Source organism: Rheinheimera sp. SA_1 (assembly GCF_001669775.1).
Classification (GTDB): domain Bacteria; phylum Pseudomonadota; class Gammaproteobacteria; order Enterobacterales; family Alteromonadaceae; genus Pararheinheimera.
Genome location: NZ_LXWK01000017.1, coordinates 363,950 through 386,265, shown reverse-complemented (window position 1 = coordinate 386,265; position 22,316 = coordinate 363,950). Strand labels below are relative to the sequence as shown.

25 protein-coding genes and 1 riboswitch are annotated in these 22,316 nt (G+C 46.7%); of the genes, 16 read left to right on the top strand and 9 right to left on the bottom strand.

Translation table 11 applies throughout. From position 1 onward, the window contains the following. Positions 1 to 133 precede the first annotated feature (133 nt). Positions 134 to 295, bottom strand: coding sequence for a hypothetical protein (locus tag A5320_RS22305; RefSeq protein WP_231916764.1), 162 nt, complete (start codon positions 293 to 295; stop codon positions 134 to 136). Between the two features lie 239 nt (positions 296 to 534). On the opposite strand from A5320_RS22305, the gene A5320_RS17290 reads away from it, so the two are divergent. The 3 genes from A5320_RS17290 to fabB all read left to right on the top strand — a co-directional run bounded on the left by A5320_RS17290 (position 535) and on the right by fabB (position 4,611). Further along, positions 535 to 1,674, top strand: a complete 1,140-nt coding sequence (locus A5320_RS17290) for a Fic family protein (RefSeq protein WP_068067809.1) — start codon at positions 535 to 537, stop codon at positions 1,672 to 1,674. A 310-nt stretch (positions 1,675 to 1,984) separates the two neighbouring features. Then, entirely contained in the window at positions 1,985 to 3,088 is a 1,104-nt protein-coding gene (locus tag A5320_RS17285) for a PDDEXK-like family protein (RefSeq protein WP_068067806.1), read from the top strand. 308 nt (positions 3,089 to 3,396) lie between these two features. Next, positions 3,397 to 4,611: a beta-ketoacyl-ACP synthase I gene (gene fabB / locus A5320_RS17280; protein WP_068067802.1), complete on the top strand. Its 1,215-nt coding sequence runs from the start codon at positions 3,397 to 3,399 to the stop codon at positions 4,609 to 4,611. A gap of 62 nt (positions 4,612 to 4,673) precedes the next feature. Here the strand turns inward: fabB and A5320_RS17275 are convergent, their stop codons facing one another. Further along, positions 4,674 to 5,918, bottom strand: coding sequence for a DNA cytosine methyltransferase (locus A5320_RS17275; protein WP_068067799.1), 1,245 nt, complete (start codon positions 5,916 to 5,918; stop codon positions 4,674 to 4,676). A 228-nt stretch (positions 5,919 to 6,146) separates the two neighbouring features. On the opposite strand from A5320_RS17275, the gene A5320_RS17270 reads away from it, so the two are divergent. Next, positions 6,147 to 6,878, top strand: a complete 732-nt coding sequence (locus A5320_RS17270; RefSeq protein ID WP_068067795.1) for an Eco47II family restriction endonuclease — start codon at positions 6,147 to 6,149, stop codon at positions 6,876 to 6,878. 363 nt (positions 6,879 to 7,241) lie between these two features. On the opposite strand, the gene A5320_RS17265 is transcribed toward A5320_RS17270, so the two are convergent. Continuing rightward, positions 7,242 to 8,102, bottom strand: a complete 861-nt coding sequence (locus A5320_RS17265; protein WP_068067792.1) for a YicC/YloC family endoribonuclease — start codon at positions 8,100 to 8,102, stop codon at positions 7,242 to 7,244. A gap of 256 nt (positions 8,103 to 8,358) precedes the next feature. On the opposite strand from A5320_RS17265, the gene rph reads away from it, so the two are divergent. The 3 genes from rph (at position 8,359) to A5320_RS17250 (ending at position 10,235) form a co-directional block, all read left to right on the top strand. Then, complete coding sequence (rph, locus tag A5320_RS17260) at positions 8,359 to 9,072, top strand: ribonuclease PH (protein ID WP_068067788.1); 714 nt, start codon at positions 8,359 to 8,361, stop codon at positions 9,070 to 9,072. A 13-nt stretch (positions 9,073 to 9,085) separates the two neighbouring features. After that, positions 9,086 to 9,733 carry an orotate phosphoribosyltransferase gene (pyrE, locus tag A5320_RS17255; protein ID WP_068067786.1) on the top strand — a complete coding sequence of 216 codons (648 nt, stop codon included), beginning with the start codon at positions 9,086 to 9,088 and terminating at the stop codon, positions 9,731 to 9,733. A gap of 124 nt (positions 9,734 to 9,857) precedes the next feature. Then, positions 9,858 to 10,235 carry a diacylglycerol kinase gene (locus A5320_RS17250; protein ID WP_331712117.1) on the top strand — a complete coding sequence of 126 codons (378 nt, stop codon included), beginning with the start codon at positions 9,858 to 9,860 and terminating at the stop codon, positions 10,233 to 10,235. A 15-nt stretch (positions 10,236 to 10,250) separates the two neighbouring features. Here A5320_RS17250 and slmA read toward each other — a convergent pair whose 3' ends face one another. The 3 genes from slmA to coaBC are packed head-to-tail and all read right to left on the bottom strand — an operon-like array spanning position 10,251 to position 12,592. Next, complete coding sequence (slmA, locus tag A5320_RS17245) at positions 10,251 to 10,859, bottom strand: nucleoid occlusion factor SlmA (RefSeq protein WP_068067784.1); 609 nt, start codon at positions 10,857 to 10,859, stop codon at positions 10,251 to 10,253. A 37-nt stretch (positions 10,860 to 10,896) separates the two neighbouring features. Continuing rightward, positions 10,897 to 11,355 carry a dUTP diphosphatase gene (dut, locus tag A5320_RS17240; RefSeq protein WP_068067782.1) on the bottom strand — a complete coding sequence of 153 codons (459 nt, stop codon included), beginning with the start codon at positions 11,353 to 11,355 and terminating at the stop codon, positions 10,897 to 10,899. Beyond that, positions 11,339 to 12,592, bottom strand: coding sequence for a bifunctional phosphopantothenoylcysteine decarboxylase/phosphopantothenate--cysteine ligase CoaBC (gene coaBC / locus A5320_RS17235; protein ID WP_068067779.1), 1,254 nt, complete (start codon positions 12,590 to 12,592; stop codon positions 11,339 to 11,341). Before coaBC ends, dut begins: the two co-directional genes overlap by 17 nt. Positions 12,593 to 12,846: 254 nt before the next feature. On the opposite strand from coaBC, the gene radC reads away from it, so the two are divergent. The 5 genes from radC (at position 12,847) to mutM (ending at position 15,695) form a co-directional block, all read left to right on the top strand. After that, positions 12,847 to 13,521, top strand: coding sequence for a RadC family protein (gene radC / locus A5320_RS17230; protein WP_068067776.1), 675 nt, complete (start codon positions 12,847 to 12,849; stop codon positions 13,519 to 13,521). Between the two features lie 169 nt (positions 13,522 to 13,690). Continuing rightward, positions 13,691 to 13,927 (top strand): 50S ribosomal protein L28, encoded by a 237-nt coding sequence (rpmB, locus tag A5320_RS17225; RefSeq protein WP_068067773.1) that lies wholly within the window; start codon positions 13,691 to 13,693, stop codon positions 13,925 to 13,927. Positions 13,928 to 13,937: 10 nt separating this feature from the next. Beyond that, positions 13,938 to 14,093, top strand: coding sequence for a 50S ribosomal protein L33 (rpmG, locus tag A5320_RS17220; protein ID WP_068067767.1), 156 nt, complete (start codon positions 13,938 to 13,940; stop codon positions 14,091 to 14,093). A 295-nt stretch (positions 14,094 to 14,388) separates the two neighbouring features. Next, a complete protein-coding gene (locus A5320_RS17215; RefSeq protein WP_068067764.1) occupies positions 14,389 to 14,886 on the top strand; it encodes a hypothetical protein in 498 nt (165 codons plus the stop codon). Continuing rightward, on the top strand, positions 14,886 to 15,695 hold the full coding sequence (mutM, locus tag A5320_RS17210) for a bifunctional DNA-formamidopyrimidine glycosylase/DNA-(apurinic or apyrimidinic site) lyase (protein ID WP_068067762.1): 810 nt from the start codon (positions 14,886 to 14,888) through the stop codon (positions 15,693 to 15,695). The genes A5320_RS17215 and mutM overlap by 1 nt, the downstream gene beginning before the upstream one ends. Positions 15,696 to 15,715: 20 nt before the next feature. Here mutM and A5320_RS17205 read toward each other — a convergent pair whose 3' ends face one another. Both A5320_RS17205 and A5320_RS17200 read right to left on the bottom strand, forming a co-directional pair. Further along, the gene (locus A5320_RS17205) at positions 15,716 to 17,311 is read right to left on the bottom strand and encodes a BamA/TamA family outer membrane protein (RefSeq protein ID WP_197490158.1); all 1,596 of its coding nucleotides are present in this window, start codon (positions 17,309 to 17,311) and stop codon (positions 15,716 to 15,718) included. A gap of 188 nt (positions 17,312 to 17,499) precedes the next feature. Further along, on the bottom strand, positions 17,500 to 17,829 hold the full coding sequence (locus A5320_RS17200; protein ID WP_068067756.1) for a hypothetical protein: 330 nt from the start codon (positions 17,827 to 17,829) through the stop codon (positions 17,500 to 17,502). Positions 17,830 to 17,992: 163 nt separating this feature from the next. Next, positions 17,993 to 18,089: riboswitch (TPP riboswitch) on the top strand. A 44-nt stretch (positions 18,090 to 18,133) separates the two neighbouring features. Here A5320_RS17200 and A5320_RS17195 point away from each other — a divergent pair. Genes A5320_RS17195 through A5320_RS17180 form a run of 4 tightly spaced genes read left to right on the top strand, consistent with a single transcriptional unit; the run spans position 18,134 to position 21,962 of the window. Continuing rightward, positions 18,134 to 20,251 (top strand): TonB-dependent receptor, encoded by a 2,118-nt coding sequence (locus A5320_RS17195; protein ID WP_068067753.1) that lies wholly within the window; start codon positions 18,134 to 18,136, stop codon positions 20,249 to 20,251. 9 nt (positions 20,252 to 20,260) lie between these two features. After that, entirely contained in the window at positions 20,261 to 20,509 is a 249-nt protein-coding gene (locus A5320_RS17190) for a hypothetical protein (RefSeq protein WP_068067751.1), read from the top strand. Further along, on the top strand, positions 20,506 to 21,147 hold the full coding sequence (gene pnuC / locus A5320_RS17185; protein WP_068067747.1) for a nicotinamide riboside transporter PnuC: 642 nt from the start codon (positions 20,506 to 20,508) through the stop codon (positions 21,145 to 21,147). Before A5320_RS17190 ends, pnuC begins: the two co-directional genes overlap by 4 nt. Continuing rightward, positions 21,087 to 21,962, top strand: a complete 876-nt coding sequence (locus tag A5320_RS17180) for a phosphotransferase family protein (RefSeq protein ID WP_068067743.1) — start codon at positions 21,087 to 21,089, stop codon at positions 21,960 to 21,962. The genes pnuC and A5320_RS17180 overlap by 61 nt, the downstream gene beginning before the upstream one ends. On the opposite strand, the gene A5320_RS17175 is transcribed toward A5320_RS17180, so the two are convergent. Further along, positions 21,963 to 22,145 (bottom strand): helix-turn-helix domain-containing protein, encoded by a 183-nt coding sequence (locus tag A5320_RS17175; protein ID WP_068068185.1) that lies wholly within the window; start codon positions 22,143 to 22,145, stop codon positions 21,963 to 21,965. It abuts the gene before it with no gap. Between the last annotated feature and the right edge of the window lie 171 nt (positions 22,146 to 22,316).

Sequence of the window (22,316 nt, the reverse complement as noted above, 5' to 3'; positions counted from 1 at the left end):
AGTATTTTTGTGATAACTCATCAAACTGATATTCGATACCTAATCTCTTTATTGCTTCCAGAAGGACGCCTAACGCACCCGCTATGTTATCAGGCATCAACTTACCGGAAATACTGTTGACTCTGGTTCGAACTTACAGACCGTGGCCAATTTTCATCATCAATCCTTCTTTAACCATATTTCGTAGACCACGACCCACCTGAGCATAATCGGCGATATCAGCAAAATCAGCTCGCAGGAAAACAGAATGATCAGCGCGTTTAACTCTGTCTACTAATCTGTCTTGGATAGTCATCTAATAACTCCGATGTTTCATGGAGATTGTGAATTCAAAAAAGATATTGCATGTCGGCCCCATAATTAATCTTACTTTGCTGAAGGAGGAAAGTCAGTGATGTTTGTTTCTCTGGTGTTTACGATGAATGAATCATCGCAATCTGAATGACGTTTCATGAGGTGATTAATCTTGCTATTCGCCTCATGTGGTGATTAGATTAATATCTGTATTCACCTCACAAATCGGGAAACTACCTCATGTGGATTTGGCAACAACCTGATTGGCCTAGTCAGCTGCATGCAGGATTAAAGGTTTTTCGTTATGACGATGCGGCATTGGCTCCCATGTTACGCCAATTACATTTTTTGCAGGGCATGTTGCTGGGCAAAATGGGTATTCAGCAAAACCAACAGGCTGCACTGGATACCATGCTGGCAAATATTCTGACTTCCAGCGCCATTGAAGGCGAGCGCTTGAATCATAGTGAAGTGCGTTCATCATTGGCCCGAAAGCTGGGGATTGCTGAAACACAAACTGTTGCGACGACAGCTCAGTCTGACGGACTTGCCGCGATGGTGACTGATGCGGTTGGAAATTGGCAGCAGCCATTAACGCTAGAACGATTGTTGCAATGGCATTTTTGGCTGTTTCCGTCTGATAGCTCACTCATTCAGAGAGAGCAAATAATGCAGCGGGTACAGGGCGGGCAGCTTCGCGGCGACGCGCCAATGCAGGTTGTCTCAGGTAGAATCGAGCGACCCAAAGTGCATTTTGAAGCTCCACCTCGCCAGGTGTTGGAGAGCGAGCTTCATTGCTTTATCGACTGGTTTAACCGATCAAAGGAAGATGCCAATTTAGACCCGCTGCTGCGCGCTGGTATAGCGCACTTCTGGTTTATCACTATCCATCCACTGGAGGATGGCAATGGCCGTTTAGCAAGGTTATTGACCGATCTCGCGTTGGCGCAAGCAGAGCATCAGTCCATCCGCTTTTATGCCATGTCGGCTGCCATCCTGGAGCGACGCAGCAGTTATTATGATGTCCTTGAGCAAAGCCAAAAAGGGAATACTGACATTACCGCCTGGTTGGTCTGGTTTCTCGACACTTTGGCAGCGAGCCTGAGACAGGTACTGGCCGATATCGAACAAACGCTACAAAAAACCAGGTTCTGGCAACGGGTTGATCAAACCCGGCTGAGTCAAGAGCAAGTCAAAGTTCTAAACCGCTTGCTGGACGGCGATTTCAGCGAAGGTATCAGCAATAGCCAATACGGTAAAGTTGCCGAAGTTAGCCCGGCAACCGCCAGCCGACATCTGGCGCAATTAGTAGAGATGGGGTGTTTGGTGAAGATTGCAGCAGGGGGCAGAAGTACGAGGTATAGAGTGGCTCAGTCTTAGGTTCTGCAAAAAAAAACAAAACTGGTTGCCAAAGTGGTAACCAGTAATTTGTGGTTTAATGGTTGTGGAAAACGTGGAAGGCCTGTTTTGGTTGCATAGATGAACCTTGCAAAGGCGTTTCGTATGACAGTAGGACGAGGCTGCAATGGCTGCCCCTTGAAAGGCAATATCTTTGTTTTACTGGTTGACGGTTGTTCGCTGTCAAACCGGGCTTTAAAAACTCTCGGCGCCGCATGGACTATCACGATATAACTTTCACATACAACTCACCTGTCAGCGAGCGCTGAAGAAAAGAGGGCTGGAGACATCCATGGATACGAGTACGCAGGCGGTAGACAACATTCGTGCACTGATAGAAAAAATGCAAACCTTGCACCAGGGTGAGGAGCGTGAACTCACGATATTCAGTATCGGCAGCCGGGGGTATTACGAGAATCCGACTTCTGATCTGTTGTCATTTTTCCTGGATGACAGTGCTGCCCATGGACTCGATAACCTGGTGTTAAAGGCTTTGGTTGATTGTCTTCCTGAAGACTCTAAGAGTATTGATTGTTCGCTGATTTCTCCGCCTGATAGGGAAGTTAGCACCGAGATGGGAAAACGACTCGACCTTTTACTGGTCAGCACTGACTGGGTGATGGTGATAGAAAACAAGATTTTTCATCACCAAAATAATCCATTCACCGACTACGAAGGGCATGTGGAAAATAAATTTTCCGATAAAAGGCCCATTTATGTTGTTTTATCTCCTTCCGGAACCGTGCCGTCGGAACATGCTAAATGGCTTGGAGTCAGCTATCCGGCATTTATTAGCGCCCTGAAAATCAATCTGAGTGATTGGTTTATTAGTCAACCACTGAATAAATGGGCTGTCCTTTTACGTGAATTTTTGTTGCATCTGGAGCATGTGATGTCTAAACCAAGCCTATCTGAAGATAATCTGCATTTTGTGTTGAAGAATCTTACGCAAATTAAGGAAGCGCAAGATTTTAAAGTGGAGATGATCAAGCTGTATCAGGATTCTTTGCGTAGTGTTCTGGCTGAAACGCTGGATAAAGAGCTCACTAGTTCGATTGTGCATTGGTATGGCTACCCGGCAATACGGTTTGCGATAGAGGATTGGACTTCCGACTCTGATGTAGTGCTGTTTTTGGATGGTCGAGAGGGGAAATCTTTCTGTATTAACTACTATTGCAATAATATTAATACAGATGGCCAGCGACGTCTCGCAGACGAGCATTTTAGAGAGTCAGATTGTGGGACACCCTGGAATGAGTTGAAAGAATCATGTCGGTGCTACAAGGCTAGTTTTAACGACACCAGCTTGCCAGCAATCCAGCAAAAGCTACTTCATAAAATCCGATTAATGGATGCGTTTGAAAGTACGATTCGCCCAACGTTAGTGAATGAATAGGGTGACGATAAAATGCTGACTCTCAGATCAGAGAAGGTCACAAAAAACCTAACAACGATTTGCTCATATTAAGCTCTCATTGAGTACTCCTAAACGGTAAGGCTTTCTAATATGATGTCTAAAGAACTCCAGCTGTACTTTGCTTTGATACAAGTTTAGCTACAAAAGTACCAACGAAGTTTCCACAAACCTTCACTTCAACGAGTAAAGTCATTTAAATCTTTAAAATGGCGGAATCTGAACTTAGACCAGTTGAACGCCAAAACACCGTAGAATGAACTTTATTTTCGAAAGCTACTGGGGTTTAAATGAAAAGAGCAGTAATCACCGGATTAGGCATTGTATCTAGTATCGGTAACGACAAAGATGAGGTGTTGGAATCTCTAAAAGTTGGTAAATCTGGGATTTCGTTTTCTCAAGAATTTGCCGATATGGGTTTGCGATCCCAAGTTTGGGGGCAAATTAATATCGATACCGCCGCTTTGATTGATCGTAAAGCTCTAAGATTTATGGGCGATGCTGCGGCTTATGCATATATCGCAATGAAACAAGCAATCGCTGACGCCCAATTGACACCAGAACAGGTTTCAAACCCACGCACTGGTTTAGTCGTCGGTTCTGGGGGAGCATCCTCAAAAACTCAGATTGAAGCTGCTGACACGCTCCGTGAAAAAGGCGTTAAGCGCGTTGGACCTTATGCCGTTCCAAAGACAATGTCTAGTACGTGCTCAGCTTGTCTGGCCACACCTTTTGAGATTAAAGGTGTCAATTACTCCATTAGCTCTGCTTGCGCTACAAGTGCCCATTGTATTGGTCATGCTGTTGAACTCATCCAGCTGGGCAAGCAAGATGTTATTTTTGCAGGGGGAGGAGAAGAGGTTCACTGGACTCTTGCCATGGAATTTGATGCGATGGGAGCATTATCCAGTAAATACAACAGCACACCAATGCAAGCATCTCGTACCTATGATGCAAATCGCGATGGCTTTGTAATCTCTGGTGGCGGTGGAATATTGGTAATTGAGGAACTCGAGCATGCACTAGCTCGTGGTGCAAAAATCTATGCTGAAGTTGTAGGTTATGGTGCCACTTCCGATGGTTACGATATGGTTGCTCCAAGTGGTGAAGGTGCTATTCGTTGCATGCAAATGGCAATGCAGAACCTCACGGCTCCAATCGACTATCTGAACACTCATGGTACTTCGACTCCTGTTGGCGACGTGAAAGAACTAGGCGCAATTCAACAGGTTTTTGGTAACAATAGCCCTTTAATTAGTGCAACTAAAGCAATGACAGGACATGCATTAGGAGCTGCTGGTGTTCATGAAGCTATTTATTCTTTGCTTATGATGGAACACGGGTTTATTGCTCCATCCATAAATATTGACGAGATTGACCAAGCTGCAGAAGGGTTGAATATCGTGCGCGAAGCGAAAAGTGCAGTTTTGAATACTGTCATGTCAAATAGCTTTGGTTTTGGTGGGACTAATGCAACTTTAGTGATGCAAAAATTCTCGAACTAAAAATGCTGTCTATCGTTTTAACTAAGCGGGAGACAGTACATGTTTCCCGCTTAGTTAAAAAGCTACATTTTTTCAATATTATTTAGTAACCGCACTAAAGATCTGCCGAGAGCAGCGGCCATATTCACAGGCACTGCATTCCCAATTTGCTTATAAGCGGCGTTCGTTGACCCTTTAAATTCCCAACTATCAGGAAACGTTTGAATTCTTGCGTACTCTCGTACCTGCAATGGACGAGTCTCAATAGGATGACATCTTTCAGTTTGTTTTTGTGCAGGTGACGTTGTCAGTGTTAAGCTTGGTTCATTAAGAGACAGTCGCCGTGCCATTCCAGTTTTTCCGCCACCAAGAAAGTAACTTCCCTGCATATATTCTCGTTGCAAGTCATCTGGTAGATCTCGCCAATAGCCGCCTTGTGGAACATGCTTTAGTATCTCTTGTTTTCTTTTTGGGTATAACTGACCTTCAGACGTTTGCACATCAGATTCATATAGTTCGCCTTTGTAAAAAGCGTCTTTCAAAGTCATAATGCGTTGAAACGGGGATGGCCATATGAACTCAACATTCTTTGCGAGATCTTTACGAATACCAACCAGGATTAATCGTTCCCTTTTTTGCGGAACCTTAAAAAAAATCGCCTTTAATACTCTAGGCTCAATAAGTTCATAGCCAAGCTCATCAATTACATTCTTAATTGTTTCTAGCGTTTTTCCATTTTCATGAGTTAACAAAGCTCTAACATTTTCCGCCATGAAGACTTTTGGTTGAAGCTCATTAATTGCTCTTGCCATTTCGAAAAATAATGTGCCGCGAGTGTCTTCAAAGCCCAAACTCTTTCCTGCATATGAAAATGCCTGGCATGGAAAACCACCAGTCAAAATGTCGACTGTTTCTTCAATAGCGCTGAAATCAATTTTCGAAATATCGCCTTCAACTACATTCCAGTTCGGCCTATTGTGTCTTAGTGTTTGGCATGCATATTTATCAAGCTCATTTAAAAATATGCTCTCCAGACCAGCTTGTTCCATGCCAAGAGCTAAACCTCCTCCCCCAGCAAACAACTCAACAAGATTAAATTTACGAACTGGCTTGATATTCAGTTCTTGTTCCCAAATTGAGTTTTTAAAAAACTGCAATTCAGGAAGGTGCTCAACTTGCTCATTGGAGATCAAGCCAGTAGATGGATCTGCTTTGAGTTCACCTTTCGAAATTCTAGCCTCTATCGCTCTTTTTGGTAATGATAGAATATCTGCAAGAATTTCAACGCTATAGTGTTTGCAAGGGTAGCTATTCTGGGTTTGTAACATTTAAAATTTCCCCAATCATGAGGTTGAAATACTGATCCAATATACAGTATTTTTACAGGCCGGTCCAGCTTTTTCAAGCAGTAGGTTCTGAAATTTTGAAATCGCACTGATATAGATAGAGTTTTTATCGTCCCATCTACGGTGGAATCTTCTTGGTAAGCTATTGCCTTTTTCAGGTACGTATGATTTAGTTTCTGTGCATATTTTTAGAGAATTGCGGGAGCAATGATGTCGTATTTAGAATTTATTAATGACAGTGATTTAAAGTCCTTGGTAAAAGAAGTATTGGAAATTGGTTTCAATAGACAAAAATCAGTCGAAAAAGACTTTTCCAAGAATGTTATCGACCCATTCGCAACAATTTTTGATGCTGCGATATCTGGATTCGATCATGAAACATGGAAAAAATCAGAAATGATTCGTCAGTGTCAAAAAACTTTGACCAATCACATTGGTGCTTTGCACCAAAAGATACTAGGTAAAGTAAATGGGTGGCAAGATTTAAATGTTGGTGCAGAGTTCGATTTAATAAATAAAGAAAAAAAAATTATTGCTGAAGTAAAGAATAAGCACAATACATTGACTGGAGGGCGGTTGGCTGAAGAACATCGCTCTTTGCACGAGAAAGTATCAAAAAAATCAAGTACATATCATGGATATACAGCGTATTTTGTAACTGTAGTGCCGAAGTCACCAGCTCGATTTGACAGAGTATTTCAACCATCAGATAGAGCGCTAGGGAAGCAAGTTCAATTAAATGATTCTGTGAGAATTATCGATGGTGCTAGTTTTTATGAATTAGTTACGGGGCGAGCTAATGCGCTAAAAGAGCTGTATGAAGTGTTACCTGTAGTCATTAAAGATGTTGTGGTTGAGTCGTTCGGTAAAGAAAATTTTGAAGTACTAGATGTTAAAAAATTTGGTGTTTATTTCAATAACGCATATGAGCTAAAGAATTAGCAATTGATAAATAAACAATTTTTGCATAGCTGCTTTGCCTGATTGTGTAGTTATGTTCAGGCGGGGCAAGTATTGACAATTATTTGGAAAAGGAAGCTATTCGAAATTGACGTTGGTCTGTATGTGAAACACCAAATCAATTGCATCACCAGCAAACCCATGTTTACTTCTACCTGCAGTTTTAAAACTTCCGAGGAAGAAGCTAACTCTGCATTTGATCCGGTTGTACGGTTAAATGAAATTCAACAGAACAGTTTTACTACCATTAGCTTCCCCTAAAAAAGGGGACTAATGGTGGTTTCTGATAGAATTCTATATACTCAGAGATGTCACAGGATTTATTTTTTTATTGATAGTTTTGCATTATTCCACGTTCTGAATCTGCTCCCGCATCTGCTCAATCAAAACCTTCAACTCCACCGCAGTATTAGTAATCTCAGTAGAAATCGCCTTCGAAGACAAGGTATTCGCTTCGCGGTTAAATTCCTGCATCATAAAATCGAGGCGGCGGCCGACGGCTCCACCTTGTTTTAGGCTGTGGCGGGTTTCTTTGATGTGGGCGTCGAGGCGGTCGAGTTCTTCGGCGACGTCGGATTTTTGGGCGAGGAAGGCCATTTCTTGTTCGAGGCGGTTATTGTCGATGTCGGCTTTAATTTCCTGCAAACGGGTGTGCATTTTGTCGCGTTGCCATTGTAGTGCTTGTGGCAAGTGGGTGCGCAGGGTGGCGACGTGGCCGGAGATTTGGTCGAGGCGGTCGCGCAGCATTTGTTCGATGGCGGCTCCTTCACGGCCACGGCCGGCCTGGAAATCTTTTAAGGCGATATCAAAACCGGCCAGCAGTTCAGTTTGCAGGCTGTCCATGTCCGCTTCCTGGGTTTCCATCACGCCGGGCCAGCGCAGAATGTCGGCAACGTTGAGCTGGGCTTGCGGGCATTTTTCCAGTAATTGTTGGGCTGATTGTAATAACTGCGCGGCGAAGGCGTCGTTAATTTTCAGCTCGCCGCTGGCGTTGGCAGCGTTGTAACGCAGGTTAATTTCCAGTTTGCCGCGGTTTAAGGTCTGGCGCAGTTTGTCGCGCAGCAGGCCTTCAATACCGCGAAATTGCTCAGGTAACCGAAAATAACTCTCGAGATATCTTTGGTTAACTGAGCGGATTTCCCAGACGGCGTTGCCCCAGCTGGCTTTAATTTCGTGGCGGGCGAAGGCGGTCATGCTATGGATCATGGAAGGGTCCTTAAATAGATAAACTTACCGCTGCTTTACTGCAACTTGTGCTTTCAAAAGCATGGTAAAAAATACGGCAATGAATACGGCACTAAATTACCGCAAAAAACTGAGTATACCCGTCCTGATTGAAGCTGCAACCGCAATTACTTTGCGCAGGGGAGCCCTGGCAAGGGCGCTGCGGATGGCAATACGGCGCGCATGCCCCTATAATGGCCGATTGAAATTCAGTGTATTCAGCAAACAGAGGTTCCTCATGCGTCCAAGCGGCAGAACAGCCAGTCAAATTCGTCCGATCAGTTTCACCCGTAGTTTTACCGCGCACGCCGAAGGCTCAGTGCTGGTGGAATTTGGCAACACCAAAGTGCTGTGTACTGCTTCGGTTGAAGAAGGCGTGCCGCGCTTTATGAAAGGCCAGGGCAAAGGTTGGATCACCGCTGAATACGGCATGCTGCCACGCGCTACCCACACCCGTAACGATCGCGAAGCTGCCCGTGGCAAGCAAAGCGGCCGTACCATGGAAATTCAACGGTTAATTGGTCGTGCCCTGCGCGCCGCTGTTGATTTATCCTTATTAGGCGAAAATACCATCACCTTCGACTGTGACGTGATCCAGGCCGATGGCGGCACCCGCACCGCCGCTATTTCCGGTGCTTGTGTGGCTTTATGTGATGCGTTAAGTCATTTACGCGCTAAAGGCACCATCAAAACCAACCCATTAAAATATATGGTTGCTGCAGTCTCCGTAGGGATCTACAAAGGCGAAGCAGTGGCCGATCTGGAATACACTGAAGATTCAGCAGCCGACACCGACATGAACGTGGTAATGACTGAAACCGGCAAACTCATTGAGATTCAAGGCACTGCAGAAGCGGCACCATTTAGCTTTGAAGAAATGCAAGACATGATGTCACTGGCAAAGATTGCCATCCGCGAAATCATCGACGAACAAAAACGTGTTTTAGCCTGAGCCTGAGGTAGTAATGAAAGCTTTTCAGATTGAATTTATTGAGTTTGCCCTGAGTCGTCAGGTGCTGAAATTTGGCTCTTTCACTTTGAAATCCGGTCGCACCAGCCCGTACTTTTTCAATGCCGGTTTGTTTAATACCGGCGGGGATTTAGCCAAATTAGGCCGTTTTTATGCCGCTGCGGTGCAGGAATCCGGCATCGAATTCGACGTACTGTTTGGCCCGGCTTATAAAGGTATTCCGATCGCAACCACTACCGCAGTGGCGCTGTTTGATCAACATCAACGGGATGTGCCTTATTGCTTTAACCGGAAAGAGGCCAAAACTCATGGTGAAGGCGGCAGTTTAGTCGGTTCGCCGCTGAATGGTCGCATTTTGCTGGTGGATGATGTCATCACCGCTGGAACGGCTATTCGTGAATCGATGCAAATCATTCAGGCGCAGGGTGCACAGCTTGCTGGTGTGCTGATTGCACTGGATCGGCAGGAGCGTGGTCAGGGTGAATTGTCGGCGATCCAGGAAGTTGAGCGTGATTTTGGTACCAAAGTGGTGTCGATTATTGGCCTGAACGACCTGATTAATTACCTGCAAGGCAAACCTGAGCTGGTGGAGCATTTGGAAGCTGTGTCGGCCTATCGCGCACAATATGGCGTTAAAGTATAAGCGGCTTCAGTTTTTCTTAAGCTGACAATGCGATAACGCTGTTGCTGGAATCAATGGGGTCAGAGTCATTCTGACCCCAAATGTTGCGGATTTCAGATTTCTTAATCAAATCAATGGTGAAACAGTGATCAATAAACCTAATGGCAGTGGTTTCGGCCGAATTCTGAAAGCAACGGAATGTTCACGCAAAGGTTTTGTCGCGGCGTGGCGGTTTGAAGCGGCGTTTCGGCAAGAAGCGGGTTTGGCGATTGTGATGCTGCCATTGTCATTTTGGTTGGCGCAATCGGCGCAGCATTGGGCGTTGTTAGTATCGGTGCTGCTATTAGTGTTAATTGTTGAGCTGCTCAATTCGGCGATTGAAACTTTAACCGATAGGGTGAGTTTAGAACGGCATGAGTTGTCCGGGCGTGCCAAAGATTTAGGCTCGGCTGCAGTGACGTTAAGTTTAACTATTGTTGCAGTGGTGTGGGGCGTGGCGATTTATCAGAAATTTGCCGGTTAATGGCGGCTTTATGCGTTATAGGCTGCCCGGAATCTCACTAAACAAACTTTGCCTTAATACTAGCCACTGACTGGCAAATTGCTGGCTGGGGATCCGGGTAAACCCAGATCGCACAAACTGGTGAATTTTACCTTCGCAAAACGCCAGTAATACATTCGCCAGATCGCTTTCATCCTGAATAAAACCTTTACCTTCCCGCAACTTGCGTTCGCGCAGGCATTGGCGCAGCTGCAATTCCAGCTTGTCGAACAGCAGTGCCACCCGTTCGCGCAACCGCTCTTGTTCACCCTGCAGTGCATCGCCGGTCAGAATGCGGCAGATACCTGGATTGCGATCGGCAAATACCAGCAACATCTGCAAAATCAGTTCTACCCGGACTTCGGTTTGTTTGTGCTCTTGTAAAATCGCATTGATGGTATTGAGTAAAGTCGTTTCGATAAACTCAATCAGCCCCTCAAACATCCGCGCTTTACTGGGAAAATGCCGGTACAGCGCAGCTTCCGACACGCCGACCTTCGCTGCCAGCGCGGCAGTGGTGATGCGCTGGCCCGGATGGCTTTCCAGCATTGCCGCTAAGGCCTGCAGAATTTCATCTTTGCGGTTGGCGCTGCGCACTGTACTCATAAATGCGCTTTTCTCATTGATTCATCGCAGCGATCAATTAATGGTGACCTGAATGGCCAAAACCACCCTCACCACGTTCACTTTGGTCAAAATCCAGCACCAGACTGAAATCGGCCTGCACCACCGGCATAAATACCAGTTGCGCTATACGGTCACCTGGTTGAATGGTGAAGGTATCGGTGCCACGGTTCCAGGTTGAAACCATCAGTTGACCTTGATAATCCGAATCAATTAAACCGACTAAATTACCCAGCACAATACCGTGTTTATGGCCCAGGCCAGAGCGCGGCAGAATAGTGGCGCACAGGTTCGGGTCACCAATATGAATGGCGATGCCGGTTGGGATCAAAAAGGTTTCACCTGGCTTTAATTCCAGCGGCGCATCTAATAAAGCCCGTAAATCCAGGCCGGCAGAGCCTGGCGTGGCGTAGGCTGGTAGTGGATATTCAGTGCCGATGCGTGGGTCGAGAATTTTCAGTTCAATGTTTTTTTTCATTTTGGTATTGCTCAACAATCAAAGTGATCAGGGCCTGTGCCAGGGTGTTTTTGTCTTGCAGTGGCAGCGCTTGTTCAAACTGTCGACCATAAACAGTCAGGGCATTTTGCTCGCTGTTAAAGCCTTGTCCAGCTACCGAGACATCATTGGCACAAATTAAGTCTAAGTTTTTATTCAGTAATTTTTGCTTTGCATACTGCGCTACTTGTTCTGTTTCGGCGGCGAATCCCACTGTGTATGGGCGATGTGACGTTAAGGCGGCAACGCTTGCGATAATGTCCGGATTTTTCACCAGTTGCAGTGTTAGTAAATCATTATCTGCGGATTTTTTAAGTTTCTGCGGCGCTACTTCCGCCATCCGGTAGTCCGCTACAGCGGCACAGCCAATGAAAATGTCATGTACTTTTGCAGCAGTTAAAGCGGCGTGTTGCATCTCTAAGGCGCTTGCCACATCAATCCGGCTGACCCCGCCAGGGGTTGCCAGCTGTACCGGGCCACTGATCAATGTGACTTCTGCGCCCAATGTTGCAGCAGCGGAAGCTAGGGCGTAACCCATTTTGCCAGAACTATGGTTGCTGATATAACGCACCGGATCAATGGCTTCACGGGTAGGGCCTGCAGTGATGGCAAACTTTAAGCCTGTCAGTGGTTTAGCTGGTGTACTGCCCGTTGTTTGAAAGTGCTCAACCAGCAACTCTGCCAACTGCAGCGGCTCAAACATCCGCCCCATGCCGACATCACCACAGGCTTGATCTCCAGCCGCTGGGCCATAAATGTGAATATTATGTGATTTTAAGGTTGCTAAATTATTTTGAGTAGCTATGTTTTTATACATCTGCTGATTCATGGCAGGTGCAACGGCCAGTGGCGCGCTGGCGGCCAGAATGCAGGTGGTCAGTAAATCGTTGGCCATACCGTGGGCAATCCGGGCAATCACATCGGCAGATGCCGGGGCGACCAGAATAAAATCGGCCCAGCGCGCCAGTTCAATATGACCCATCGCGGCTTCAGCCGCAGGGTCTAACAACGACTGACCTACTGGGTTGCCAGACAAGGCTTGCAACGTCAAAGGAGTAATAAATTCAGCAGCAGCCGGGGTCAGTATCACCCGGACATCGGCACCACGCTCTTTTAAACGACGGACTAAATCCGCTGCTTTATAAGCAGCAATACCGCCGCTGATACCAAGCAGAATATTTTTGCCCTGCAGCGGCAGGGAAGGAGTCACAGAGGTCATTACGGGGAAACCCAGCCTGAAATTCGTGGCAATAAGATAACATGAACTATACCCAAAATCATTGAAGATCCGGGATGACACTAGCGGACCGACATTTCAAGGATGAGGGTATGTACCCAAGATCATTGGAGATGCGGGTAGGCGCTGAGTGAGTCCGACCCGAGGAGCATAGCTATCTATGTGACTAGGGCGGATGAGTGATGGCAACGACCCCGTATCTTCAAGGATGGAGGGTATAAACTCAAGGAAGAGAGATGAACATGAAACAATGGCCGGAAGCAGACCGGCCACGTGAAAAATTGTTAGCGCGCGGTGCCACAGCTTTATCGGATTCTGAGTTATTGGCAGTATTTCTCGGTAATGGTCTCGCCGGTTTGGATGCAGTAGGGCTGGCGCGGGAATTATTGGGTGAATTTGGCAGCTTAAAGCAACTTTTTGCCGCCAGCCGGCAAAAATTTTGTAGTTGCAGAGGTTTGGGTTTGGCCCGATATGTGCGAACTCAGGCGGTATTAGAGCTGTGCCGCCGCTGTTTATATGAGAATTTGCAGCGCGAAACCGTCTTTACTGAACCCGGCCTGGTAAAAAATTATCTGCAATACAGCATCGGCATGGAACAGCGTGAAGTCTTTATGTTGTTGTATTTAGACAGCCAACACCGGCTGATTAAAGCCGAGCCGTTATTTTACGGCACAATTGATGCGTCGCCAGTGTATCCGCGTATTGTAGTTCAAAGCGCTTTAGCGCATAATGCCGCCGCCGTTATTTTGGCTCACAATCATCCATCCGGAGTTGCTGAGCCGAGTCGCGCTGACCGCGCTATAACTGAACGTCTTTCTCAAGCCATGGCTTTAGTCGACATTAAGTTGTTAGATCATTTTGTGGTTGGCGATGCAGAGGTTATTTCCTTTGCTGAACGTGGCTGGCTTTAATGATCTGTAGGGATCGCATGCATTTTTTGCGCGAAACCAGACTAGAATAGCCTTGAGTTTTGCCTGCTGATCGTGTATAAATTGCGCCCTTTCAGAAATCCGGGGCATTCTTCTTGGCCGGAAGAATGAATATAGCTCGAGCTGATGTAATTTTTGGAGAAACACCGACATGTCAAGAGTATGCCAAATTACTGGTAAAGGTCCGATGGTAGGTAACCGTCGTTCACACGCCAACAACGCAACAAAGCGCCGTTTCCTGCCTAACCTGCAAACTCACCGTTTCTGGGTTGAAAGCGAAAACCGTTTCGTATCTCTGCGCTTAACTACGCGCGCTATGCGTATCATCGATAAAAATGGTATCGATGCAGTTTTAGCAGATCTGCGTAAGCAAGGTCAAAAGGTTTAAGGATTAGAAAATGCGCGATAAAATTCGTTTAGTTTCTACTGCTGGCACTGGCTTTTTTTATACTACTGATAAAAACAAGCGCACCATGCCAGAAAAGATGGAAATCAAAAAGTTCGATCCTAAAGTGCGTAAGCACGTGATTTTCAAAGAAGCGAAAATCAAGTAATCGAATAAGCAAAACCCGGCATCTGCCGGGTTTTGTGTTTCTAACGCCTTCAAACCTTCAAACCTTCAAACCTTCAAAACTTCAAAACTTCAAAACTTCAATTGCGTCGGTCTGAGAAACGCATCGTACTCTATCGACTTAGTAACAGCAGTCCGACAGTCTTTGAGCAGCATTATTGCACTTCGGATATTCACACCTCTATCGCCGCGAATTTTACTTTTGGGCATAGATGGCCGCTAGTTGAATTTGACGCAATGAATTACACTGCAATTGCATTCAATTTTGGGTATTTATCATGGCTCTGAGTCGTCGTGGTTGGAATAATGTAATTATTTACAGCGTGTTAGCAATGCTGCTGTTGTTTTATTTTGCGCCAAAACACTTGATGACTTTACGGCAGCAACATTTGCAGTCTTTTAAACTGGTGCCAGATGGTTATGTGCTGGTGCAATTACAGTTTGATCGTACTGATTTACATCAGGCGGGCCCGGTCTGGCGCTTTCAGCCCGTGGTGGATGATCGGATCAATCCGGCCGAATTAGCGGAATTATGGCAACAAACCGAATTAAAACCCTGGCCACAACAGATTGAGCTTTCGCCGCAACCCGTCCGTCAGGTGGGGGTGCTGCTGGCTGGAGATGCCAACGTGTCGCAGTGGGGGCTTTATCAAAATGGCAGAGATTTTTATCTTAAAAAACAAGGTTTTGTCGACATATTTCAGGTGACGACGTCACAGGCAGAACAACTGATCCCCGCGTCACTAAGTCATCCAACGGAAAAACAGAGGCCCTGATGCCAGAATTACCAGAAGTTGAAGTGTCCAGACTTGGCATCACGCCACATTTGCAGCATCGTCGTTTACAGCAGGTCGTGGTGCGGCAACGGCAGTTACGCTGGCTGGTGCCTGATGAAGTGATCGAATTACGGGATCAGCCGCTACTCGGAGTGTCTCGGCGCGCGAAATACCTGTTGTTGCATTTACCGGCAGGCGACATCCTGATCCATTTAGGCATGTCCGGGAATCTCAAAATGCTGCCAGCAAGTACCACACCCGGTAAACATGACCATGTTGACTGGTTGCTGGATAATCAAACATTGCTGCGGTTGAATGACACAAGACGCTTTGGCGCGGTGTTGTGGCAGGCCAAAGGTGAAACTCACCCAATGCTGGCGTCGCTTGGGCCAGAGCCGCTGACCACTGTATTTACTGCTGAACATTTACATCAGAATTTTAAAAAACGCAGTGCTGCGGTCAAATTAGTGCTGATGGACAATCATGTAGTCGTTGGCGTTGGGAATATTTATGCTAATGAAGCTTTGTTTAAAGCAGCGATTTTGCCGACCAAACCGGCCAAAGAGCTGACCTTGGCGCAATGTGATGTGTTGGTCGCTGTGGTGAAACAAACGCTCGCCAGTGCCATAGAACAAGGCGGCACTACTCTAAAAGATTTCAGTCAGGTTGATGGCAAACCCGGTTATTTTAAACAAGAATTGTTGGTTTACGGTCGTGGCAGCCAACCTTGTCTGCAATGCGCAACCCCGCTGACCGAGTTGCGGCTCGGCCAACGCAGTACGGTATTTTGTCCGACATGCCAGCAATAATAGCTCCGGCAGCGCGATTATCAGAATTCCCGTTTCGCGATTAACCGCCAGCGCCAGCCCGATAGTTCCGGGTTATCCGTGACGGGTTTTGACAAATCGATACTGATAATACTGCCGCGACTGGCGTGGCTTGGTAACAACCTGATGCCGACACCATAGCCATATAAAGTATCATTATCGATCGGTGTCGTGCGATCTGGATTGTCCCAGGCGCGCCCCGCATCGACAAAAGCCGCCAATGCTACATCCACCAATTGATACAAATGCCACGAAGTGATGTAACGATATTCAGTCGATGCTATCGCCGATTTATTACCTGTTTGATAATAAAGCGGAAAAGCCCGCATGCCGTCATCTCCACCGATGGTGATACGTTGATCACGGAACAGGTTTTTACCGACATTCCATTGGAATTGGCTGATCCAGACCTGGTTATCGGACAGATGATAAATGTGTCGCAACTGATTGCTAAACAGCTGTTGGCTGGCGAGCTCTTTTCCTTCTAATTGTTTGTATTCACTGCGATAAGTCAGCCAGCTGACTGGCGTAAGCTGCCAGTTTTTGGCCAGAGTTGCCTGTAGATTCCAGCCAGTCGTGTAAGCACCCAGGCCTTGATTTAACTTACCCAGCCGGACGCTGGCTTGCCAGCCAAAGTTGATATCTTCAACTTTATTAAACTGGAAAAAATTGAACATTTTTTGATAATCAGATTGAAACCAGTCCCATCCAACCCAAATTTGCGATAAATCGCGGTCGGTTGGTGGTGGTCGCGTTGAGTCGTCATTGGGTAAAAAATGATGATCATCCAGCGTTACCCCAACATTCAGATGTTGCACCTGATTGTCATACTGACTGATTTTCCAGCCACCACTGACTTCGGCATAATCGCGGTTGCTCCGATATTCATTGTATTCATCACCAAGTTCGTACTCACTGATATCTTTGATTTCTTTGGATAATTCAAAGTTAAAAGCCCAATCCGAACTGATCCGGTAAAAGGGCTTATTCAGCTGGAACTGATAACTTTCTCCGTCAGAATTGTCGGCGTATTGCACCGCGGTTTGCCAATGGCTACCGCCAATATTTGGCGATAAAAACCTGAGCTGATAGCCATCACGTTCGCTGTCGTTGAAATACTCGGCCTGCAGTTGATTACCGGTACCGAGCAGATTGTCCTCGGCAAAGCCGATGTTTGATTTTGTTTCACCACCTTCGTGGCCAAGGGAGATTTTTGGCAATAGTGACCAGTTGTCCCATGTACTCACGGTCACGACAACACTCTGATTATCTTCACAATACTCTGTAACCTGAACTTCAGCCTGGCGCAGATAACGACGACTACGTAACAAGCGTTCGGTCTCAGCCAGCACTGCTAAATCCAGAGGTTCGCCTTCGCGAAAAAGCACGTCATCGCGGATAGTCGGTTCAGTGGTGATCACATGATACTCATTGGCAAACCGATGGAACCAGACCGTCTGCGGATGACTTAAATCAAAAATATCATGGCGGATGTAGCTTATTTTGCTGATCGTTCGTGCTGACGAAGATTCTGGCAATGGTTGTTTGGGATCCACTGCAACGCAACCAGTCTCAGCCAGACTCGGACCTGACAGCATTAGAGTGGTACCAAATATGAACATGAGTGTGGATTTTTTCTGTAACATCAGACTTCATCCTCTGAAACTGCGTCTACTAAAGGGCTATCATATCAGTGCCTTATACACCTCGGATAATTATATTCAGCAATAACATTTCTAGTGGGGAAACCTTGCGCTGGCTATTGAAGCTGCGGGTTATCGGCACATTATTGTTCAGTCTTTTTCAGCGATTTCAGCAAGGTCACCTGCGACTGGCTTAAGATGACGACACTGCCAGGGTACGCTCGTCCTTCTGGATAGTCCCAATCTTTTGGCCGGGCTTCAGCAACTATTTCTTTAAAACTATGGCACAGGCGCATTGAAGGCGTTGTCCCTAATTTTTTAGCATAGGCTTTGAGGTAATCTTCAGAAACCCCTTCATTACCCAATACACAATAACCTTCAGTCGAGTAAACCACTTCATCTGCATTTTCTGCCAACACAGCATGGCTTGATAAAAGTCCCAAAGCTATGAATATAAAAAAGCTTTTTGTCATATTAATCCTTTTCTTATCATACATGCCTGAAGAGTGTTCCGTTAAAGTTAGCTGATTTTCACAGTCGCGCCAGTTTCTGCCGGGTGCAGCTCCCAATCACGAATCCAGGCTTACTGTTGTCGACCCACAGTTGCGACCTGCTACAAAAGCCGCTACACTGCCGCGCAAAACCAAGGGGTGCGAAAGCTGAGATGCCGCAAGGCGAACCCTAAGAACCTGATCCGGATCATACCGGCGGAGGGATGGTGTCTTTGACTTCCTTATACGCGGATGATCCTTCAATTTAACTTGGAGTCGTCTGTTGATGCGTTTAAAACCTGCCTTTCTTGCTTTATCGGTCCCCGCTCTTGCTTTGTCCGTCAACGGTGCACTGGTTTTTCCGGTATTTGCTGATACGACCGAAGCTGCCGCCAAATCAGCTGACATTGAACGCATCTCCATCAAAGGCGATTTCCGGAAAAGTTCGGTTCAACAAATCTCTGGCAGCCTCGCTGTCGTTTCAGAGCTAGACGCCAAACGACAGTCGTCGCAACATCTTGATGATTTACTTCAGCAAATTGGCAATGTGAATTTCGCTGCCGGCGCTTCGCGTGGCCGCCATTTGCAGGTTCGGGGCATTGGCGAGCGCAGCGAATTTGTGGATACCATTAATCCATCAGTTGGTTTATTGGTCGACGGCATCGATTATTCCCTACTCGGTTTACCCTCATTGCTGGATTTGCAACAACTGGAAGTGTTCCGCGGCCCGGAAGCGACCCGTTTTGGTGCCAATGCGATGGCAGGCATGCTGAATTTTGTGTCGCAAGATCCACAGTTTGAACGGGAAACCAAGCTTGCGGCAACCCTTGCCAACTACCACAGCAGCCAGCTGAGCCTGATTCATAACGACAAAATTTCTGACACAGTCGCCTATCGTGTTGCGGCCGAGCATCAGTCCTCTGATGGTTTTATTCAGAACCAATATCTACATCGCAAAGACACCAACAATATTGATGAAACCCATCTACATGGCAAAGTACGGGTGGTTGCTGCCGATACGCTGACGCTTGATGTGCTGTTGAATTGGCATGATGTCGATAATGGCTATGATGCGTTTTCGCTGGATCGCAATAGAGTCACGCTTTCAGACCAACCCGGTCAAGACAAGCAGGATATTAAGGCGGGTGCCTTCAAAGCCAGTTATACCGGCTGGACTGTGGCTGATTCACATACTCAGCTGAGCTTGCTGGACGCCAAATCTGATTATGGTTTTGATGAAGACTGGAGTTTTCAAATCATCCATCCCTGGGCCTACTCCACCACCGACCAATATTTACGTGACCGGAAATCTCAGAGCATTGATCAGCGCTGGCTGGCGAAAGACGGCAGCTGGGTGTCAGGTTTTTACGCCAGTTCACAACAAACTGATCTCACACGCAACTATGCTGATAATTTCGCCAAGACAGTCTCACGCTTTCAAAGTGAGTTAAAGCGCACAAATCTGGCCTGGTATGGCGAATATCGACAGCAAATTGCGCCGGATTTAACACTGACTGCCGGAGCCCGGGCTGAGCGTTACAACGATGACTATCAGGATTCGAATCTCATCGTGCAACAAGGCGACGACTGGATGTGGGGCGGTAAACTCAGCCTGGACTATCAACTGGCGCCGCAAGCGCTGATTTACGGTTTGGCATCTCGCGGTTACAAAGTGGGTGGCGTCAACGGCGAAGCCCTGGCAAAAGCTGTTGACCCGGAATTTGCTGATATTGCGGCGCAATTGCAGCAACGACCAACTTTTGGCCCTGAAGCGCTGTGGAATACCGAATTTGGTGTGAAAGCATCGACGGCCGAACAGCAATTGGTCAGTCGCGTTGCCGCCTTTTATATGTGGCGTGACGATATGCAGGTAAATTCCTGGATCAACCGTGGCACCAAGTTTATCGGGTTCCTGGCCAATGCCGGCAGCGGCCGTAATTACGGTCTGGAAATGGAAAATCGCCTGCAAATTAACCCTGCGCTGGTGTTATTTGCCAACGCTAGCCTGCTGCACAGCGAAATCCGCGATTTTGTGAATGACAAAGGTGTCGACATGACTGGCCGCGAACAAGCACATGCGCCGCAACAACAATTCAGTCTGGCGCTGGAATGGCTGGCCACTGACGCGGTAACAGTGCATGGTGGGGTACAACATAAAGCGGCATATTATTATTCGGACTCGCATCAGGCGCGTTCTGACAACATGAATTTGCTGAATCTGAAAGTCAGTTACCAGTTGGACGAGCTTGAGTTAGCTATCTGGAGCCGCAATGCACTCAATGAAGAGTATGGCGTGCGTGGTTTCTATTTTGGCAACGACCCGCGGGATGAATATGAAGATCACGTGTACGAACAATTTGGTGAGCCGCGCCGTATTGGTGTCAGCGCCAGTTATCAGTTTTAAGAGGTTATGATGCAACTATCGATTGAAATCAGTAAATATCCACTGTCGACCGAGTATATTCCGCCGATCCTGGGTTTTATCGAAGAGCTGAATCTGCAGCCAGGCTTAACAGTGCTGACCAATACCATGAGTACCCAGGTGTTTGGTGACTATGATGCGGTGATGCAGGCTTTACAGCATTGCATTCGCTGGTCGTTTGAGCGTTATGGCAAAGTGGTGTTTGTGGTGAAGTTTATTCATGGTGACTTACGACCATGACTGAATTACTCAGTGGCGTGATCAGTGGCTGGCAACTGCAAACCAGCCTGGAGTTGATGGCAACGTTGATGGCGTTGTCATATACGGTGCTGGCGATCCGGCATAGTTTATGGTGTTGGCCGGCAGCTTTTGTCAGTACGGTATTGACCTTACAAATTATGCTGCAATCTCAGCTGTTTACCGATGCGCTATTGCAGTTGTATTATGCCGGCATGGCGATTTATGGTTGGCTGAACTGGCAACGGCTGACCAAACAAAGCCATGGCGTGCCGCAAATCGTCAACGAATGGGGCTTGTGGCCGCATCTGAAACTGATCGCAGCGACCAGCGCGGTTGGGTTACTGATGGGTTATCTGATGGCCAGTTACACTGATACTGATTTTGCTTATTTAGGCTCACAAATCAGTTGTTTTGCAGTGGTAAGCACCTGGTTAGTGGCGAAAAAAGTACTGTCAAACTGGTTGTACTGGGTGGTGATTGATGCAGCGTCTATTTATATGTACCTGCAAAAAGATTTGTATTTCTTCAGTGCACTTTTCGTGATTTATACCGTGATAGCCGCGGTGGGGTATCTGGCATGGCGCAGCAGTTATCAACTTCAACAGAGCAACAAATCTGGCATCTGTGTCAGCGGTTAGAGTTTTTTGCCAATCATCAGCCGCTGGCGTTGCAAAAGCTGGCGGCCAGCAGCACTAACGATAATTATTATATTCATACCCATCGCGGGCATTATTTGCTGCGGCATTATGCGCCTTTTGTAGAGGGGGTTTGTCGGCAACAAGAGCTGCGCTGCCAACATGCGGCTGCAGCGGTGGATGTAGCACCGGCGCCTTTGTGTCTAAACAATCATCAGCGGATGCTGGTCAGCGAATTTTTGACCCATAGCCGGCATTTTGACTGGCAATTACACCATGGTGAGTTGTGGCAACTGATCAATAAGCTGGTGAGTTTACACCGGCTGAAAGTGCAAACGCCGGTGCTGGATGCGGTGCTTTATCTGCAGCAGCTTAAAGCAGATATTCCAGCGGCATCATGGGTTGAAAGTGATCATGCTGATTGGCAACGTTTGTTAGCCGCGGCAGAGGAATTTGTCAGATTGCCTCAAGATATTGTGTTATGTCACATGGACTTACACAGTGGTAATATTCTGCTGCAACAGCAGAAATTGTGGCTGATTGATTTTGAGTATTGTCAGTTGGCGGACAGTAGTTTTGATTTGGCAGCGTTATCCATCAATCTGGATATGAGCCGTAGCGAAGAAAGCAAAATGCTGTTGTATTATCTGGAACATCGCGAGCAAGCGACTGCTGCATTACTGGAAAAGCTGCAGCTGGCGAAGCAGATTTATAGTGGTTTTTGTTGGTTGTGGTACAAAAATTTGCCGAATGGTGCAGCAAAAGCGCAAAGAGCGCGTGACAAACTGCGGCAGCTGTGGCTGCCGCCTTTGTACTGATTAAATCCCGCCTAAACGTTCGGCCAGAATTTTATAGCGTTTTACATCTTCTTCATCAAACATTGGTTTGCCATTGTCGTCTTTACCTGCGGCAACCAGCAGATTCTCACGTGCCAGCCGTTCTACCCGGATGTCCTGGATGGCCAGGAAAGTGGCGACTTCAGTTACTGTCATTAATGCCATGATCATGTCTCTACGTTATTGAGCTTTATAATATAAGCCTAAATATTTGCTTTTGTGAATAGCTTTCCGGGATTGCACTGAAAAACATCTTGTGGCGACAGCAGCTAATTATGGCCTATCTGTCGCATGCCACTGGTTGAAGTGTTTTAGCTATGTTAACTTTTGATGTCT

Excerpts from the sequence above, each read along its gene's own strand:
- A5320_RS22305 (WP_231916764.1), bottom strand. The coding sequence starts at position 295 with ATGACTATCCAAGACAGATTAGTAGACAGAGTTAAACGCGCTGATCAT.
- A5320_RS17290 (WP_068067809.1), top strand. The coding sequence starts at position 535 with ATGTGGATTTGGCAACAACCTGATTGGCCTAGTCAGCTGCATGCAGGA.
- A5320_RS17285 (WP_068067806.1), top strand. The coding sequence starts at position 1,985 with ATGGATACGAGTACGCAGGCGGTAGACAACATTCGTGCACTGATAGAA.
- fabB (WP_068067802.1), top strand. The coding sequence starts at position 3,397 with ATGAAAAGAGCAGTAATCACCGGATTAGGCATTGTATCTAGTATCGGT.
- A5320_RS17275 (WP_068067799.1), bottom strand. The coding sequence starts at position 5,918 with ATGTTACAAACCCAGAATAGCTACCCTTGCAAACACTATAGCGTTGAA.
- A5320_RS17270 (WP_068067795.1), top strand. The coding sequence starts at position 6,147 with ATGTCGTATTTAGAATTTATTAATGACAGTGATTTAAAGTCCTTGGTA.
- A5320_RS17265 (WP_068067792.1), bottom strand. The coding sequence starts at position 8,102 with ATGATCCATAGCATGACCGCCTTCGCCCGCCACGAAATTAAAGCCAGC.
- rph (WP_068067788.1), top strand. The coding sequence starts at position 8,359 with ATGCGTCCAAGCGGCAGAACAGCCAGTCAAATTCGTCCGATCAGTTTC.
- pyrE (WP_068067786.1), top strand. The coding sequence starts at position 9,086 with ATGAAAGCTTTTCAGATTGAATTTATTGAGTTTGCCCTGAGTCGTCAG.
- slmA (WP_068067784.1), bottom strand. The coding sequence starts at position 10,859 with ATGAGTACAGTGCGCAGCGCCAACCGCAAAGATGAAATTCTGCAGGCC.
- dut (WP_068067782.1), bottom strand. The coding sequence starts at position 11,355 with ATGAAAAAAAACATTGAACTGAAAATTCTCGACCCACGCATCGGCACT.
- coaBC (WP_068067779.1), bottom strand. The coding sequence starts at position 12,592 with ATGACCTCTGTGACTCCTTCCCTGCCGCTGCAGGGCAAAAATATTCTG.
- radC (WP_068067776.1), top strand. The coding sequence starts at position 12,847 with ATGAACATGAAACAATGGCCGGAAGCAGACCGGCCACGTGAAAAATTG.
- rpmB (WP_068067773.1), top strand. The coding sequence starts at position 13,691 with ATGTCAAGAGTATGCCAAATTACTGGTAAAGGTCCGATGGTAGGTAAC.
- rpmG (WP_068067767.1), top strand. The coding sequence starts at position 13,938 with ATGCGCGATAAAATTCGTTTAGTTTCTACTGCTGGCACTGGCTTTTTT.
- A5320_RS17215 (WP_068067764.1), top strand. The coding sequence starts at position 14,389 with ATGGCTCTGAGTCGTCGTGGTTGGAATAATGTAATTATTTACAGCGTG.
- mutM (WP_068067762.1), top strand. The coding sequence starts at position 14,886 with ATGCCAGAATTACCAGAAGTTGAAGTGTCCAGACTTGGCATCACGCCA.
- A5320_RS17205 (WP_197490158.1), bottom strand. The coding sequence starts at position 17,311 with ATGCTGTCAGGTCCGAGTCTGGCTGAGACTGGTTGCGTTGCAGTGGAT.
- A5320_RS17200 (WP_068067756.1), bottom strand. The coding sequence starts at position 17,829 with ATGACAAAAAGCTTTTTTATATTCATAGCTTTGGGACTTTTATCAAGC.
- A5320_RS17195 (WP_068067753.1), top strand. The coding sequence starts at position 18,134 with ATGCGTTTAAAACCTGCCTTTCTTGCTTTATCGGTCCCCGCTCTTGCT.
- A5320_RS17190 (WP_068067751.1), top strand. The coding sequence starts at position 20,261 with ATGCAACTATCGATTGAAATCAGTAAATATCCACTGTCGACCGAGTAT.
- pnuC (WP_068067747.1), top strand. The coding sequence starts at position 20,506 with ATGACTGAATTACTCAGTGGCGTGATCAGTGGCTGGCAACTGCAAACC.
- A5320_RS17180 (WP_068067743.1), top strand. The coding sequence starts at position 21,087 with ATGGCGCAGCAGTTATCAACTTCAACAGAGCAACAAATCTGGCATCTG.
- A5320_RS17175 (WP_068068185.1), bottom strand. The coding sequence starts at position 22,145 with ATGGCATTAATGACAGTAACTGAAGTCGCCACTTTCCTGGCCATCCAG.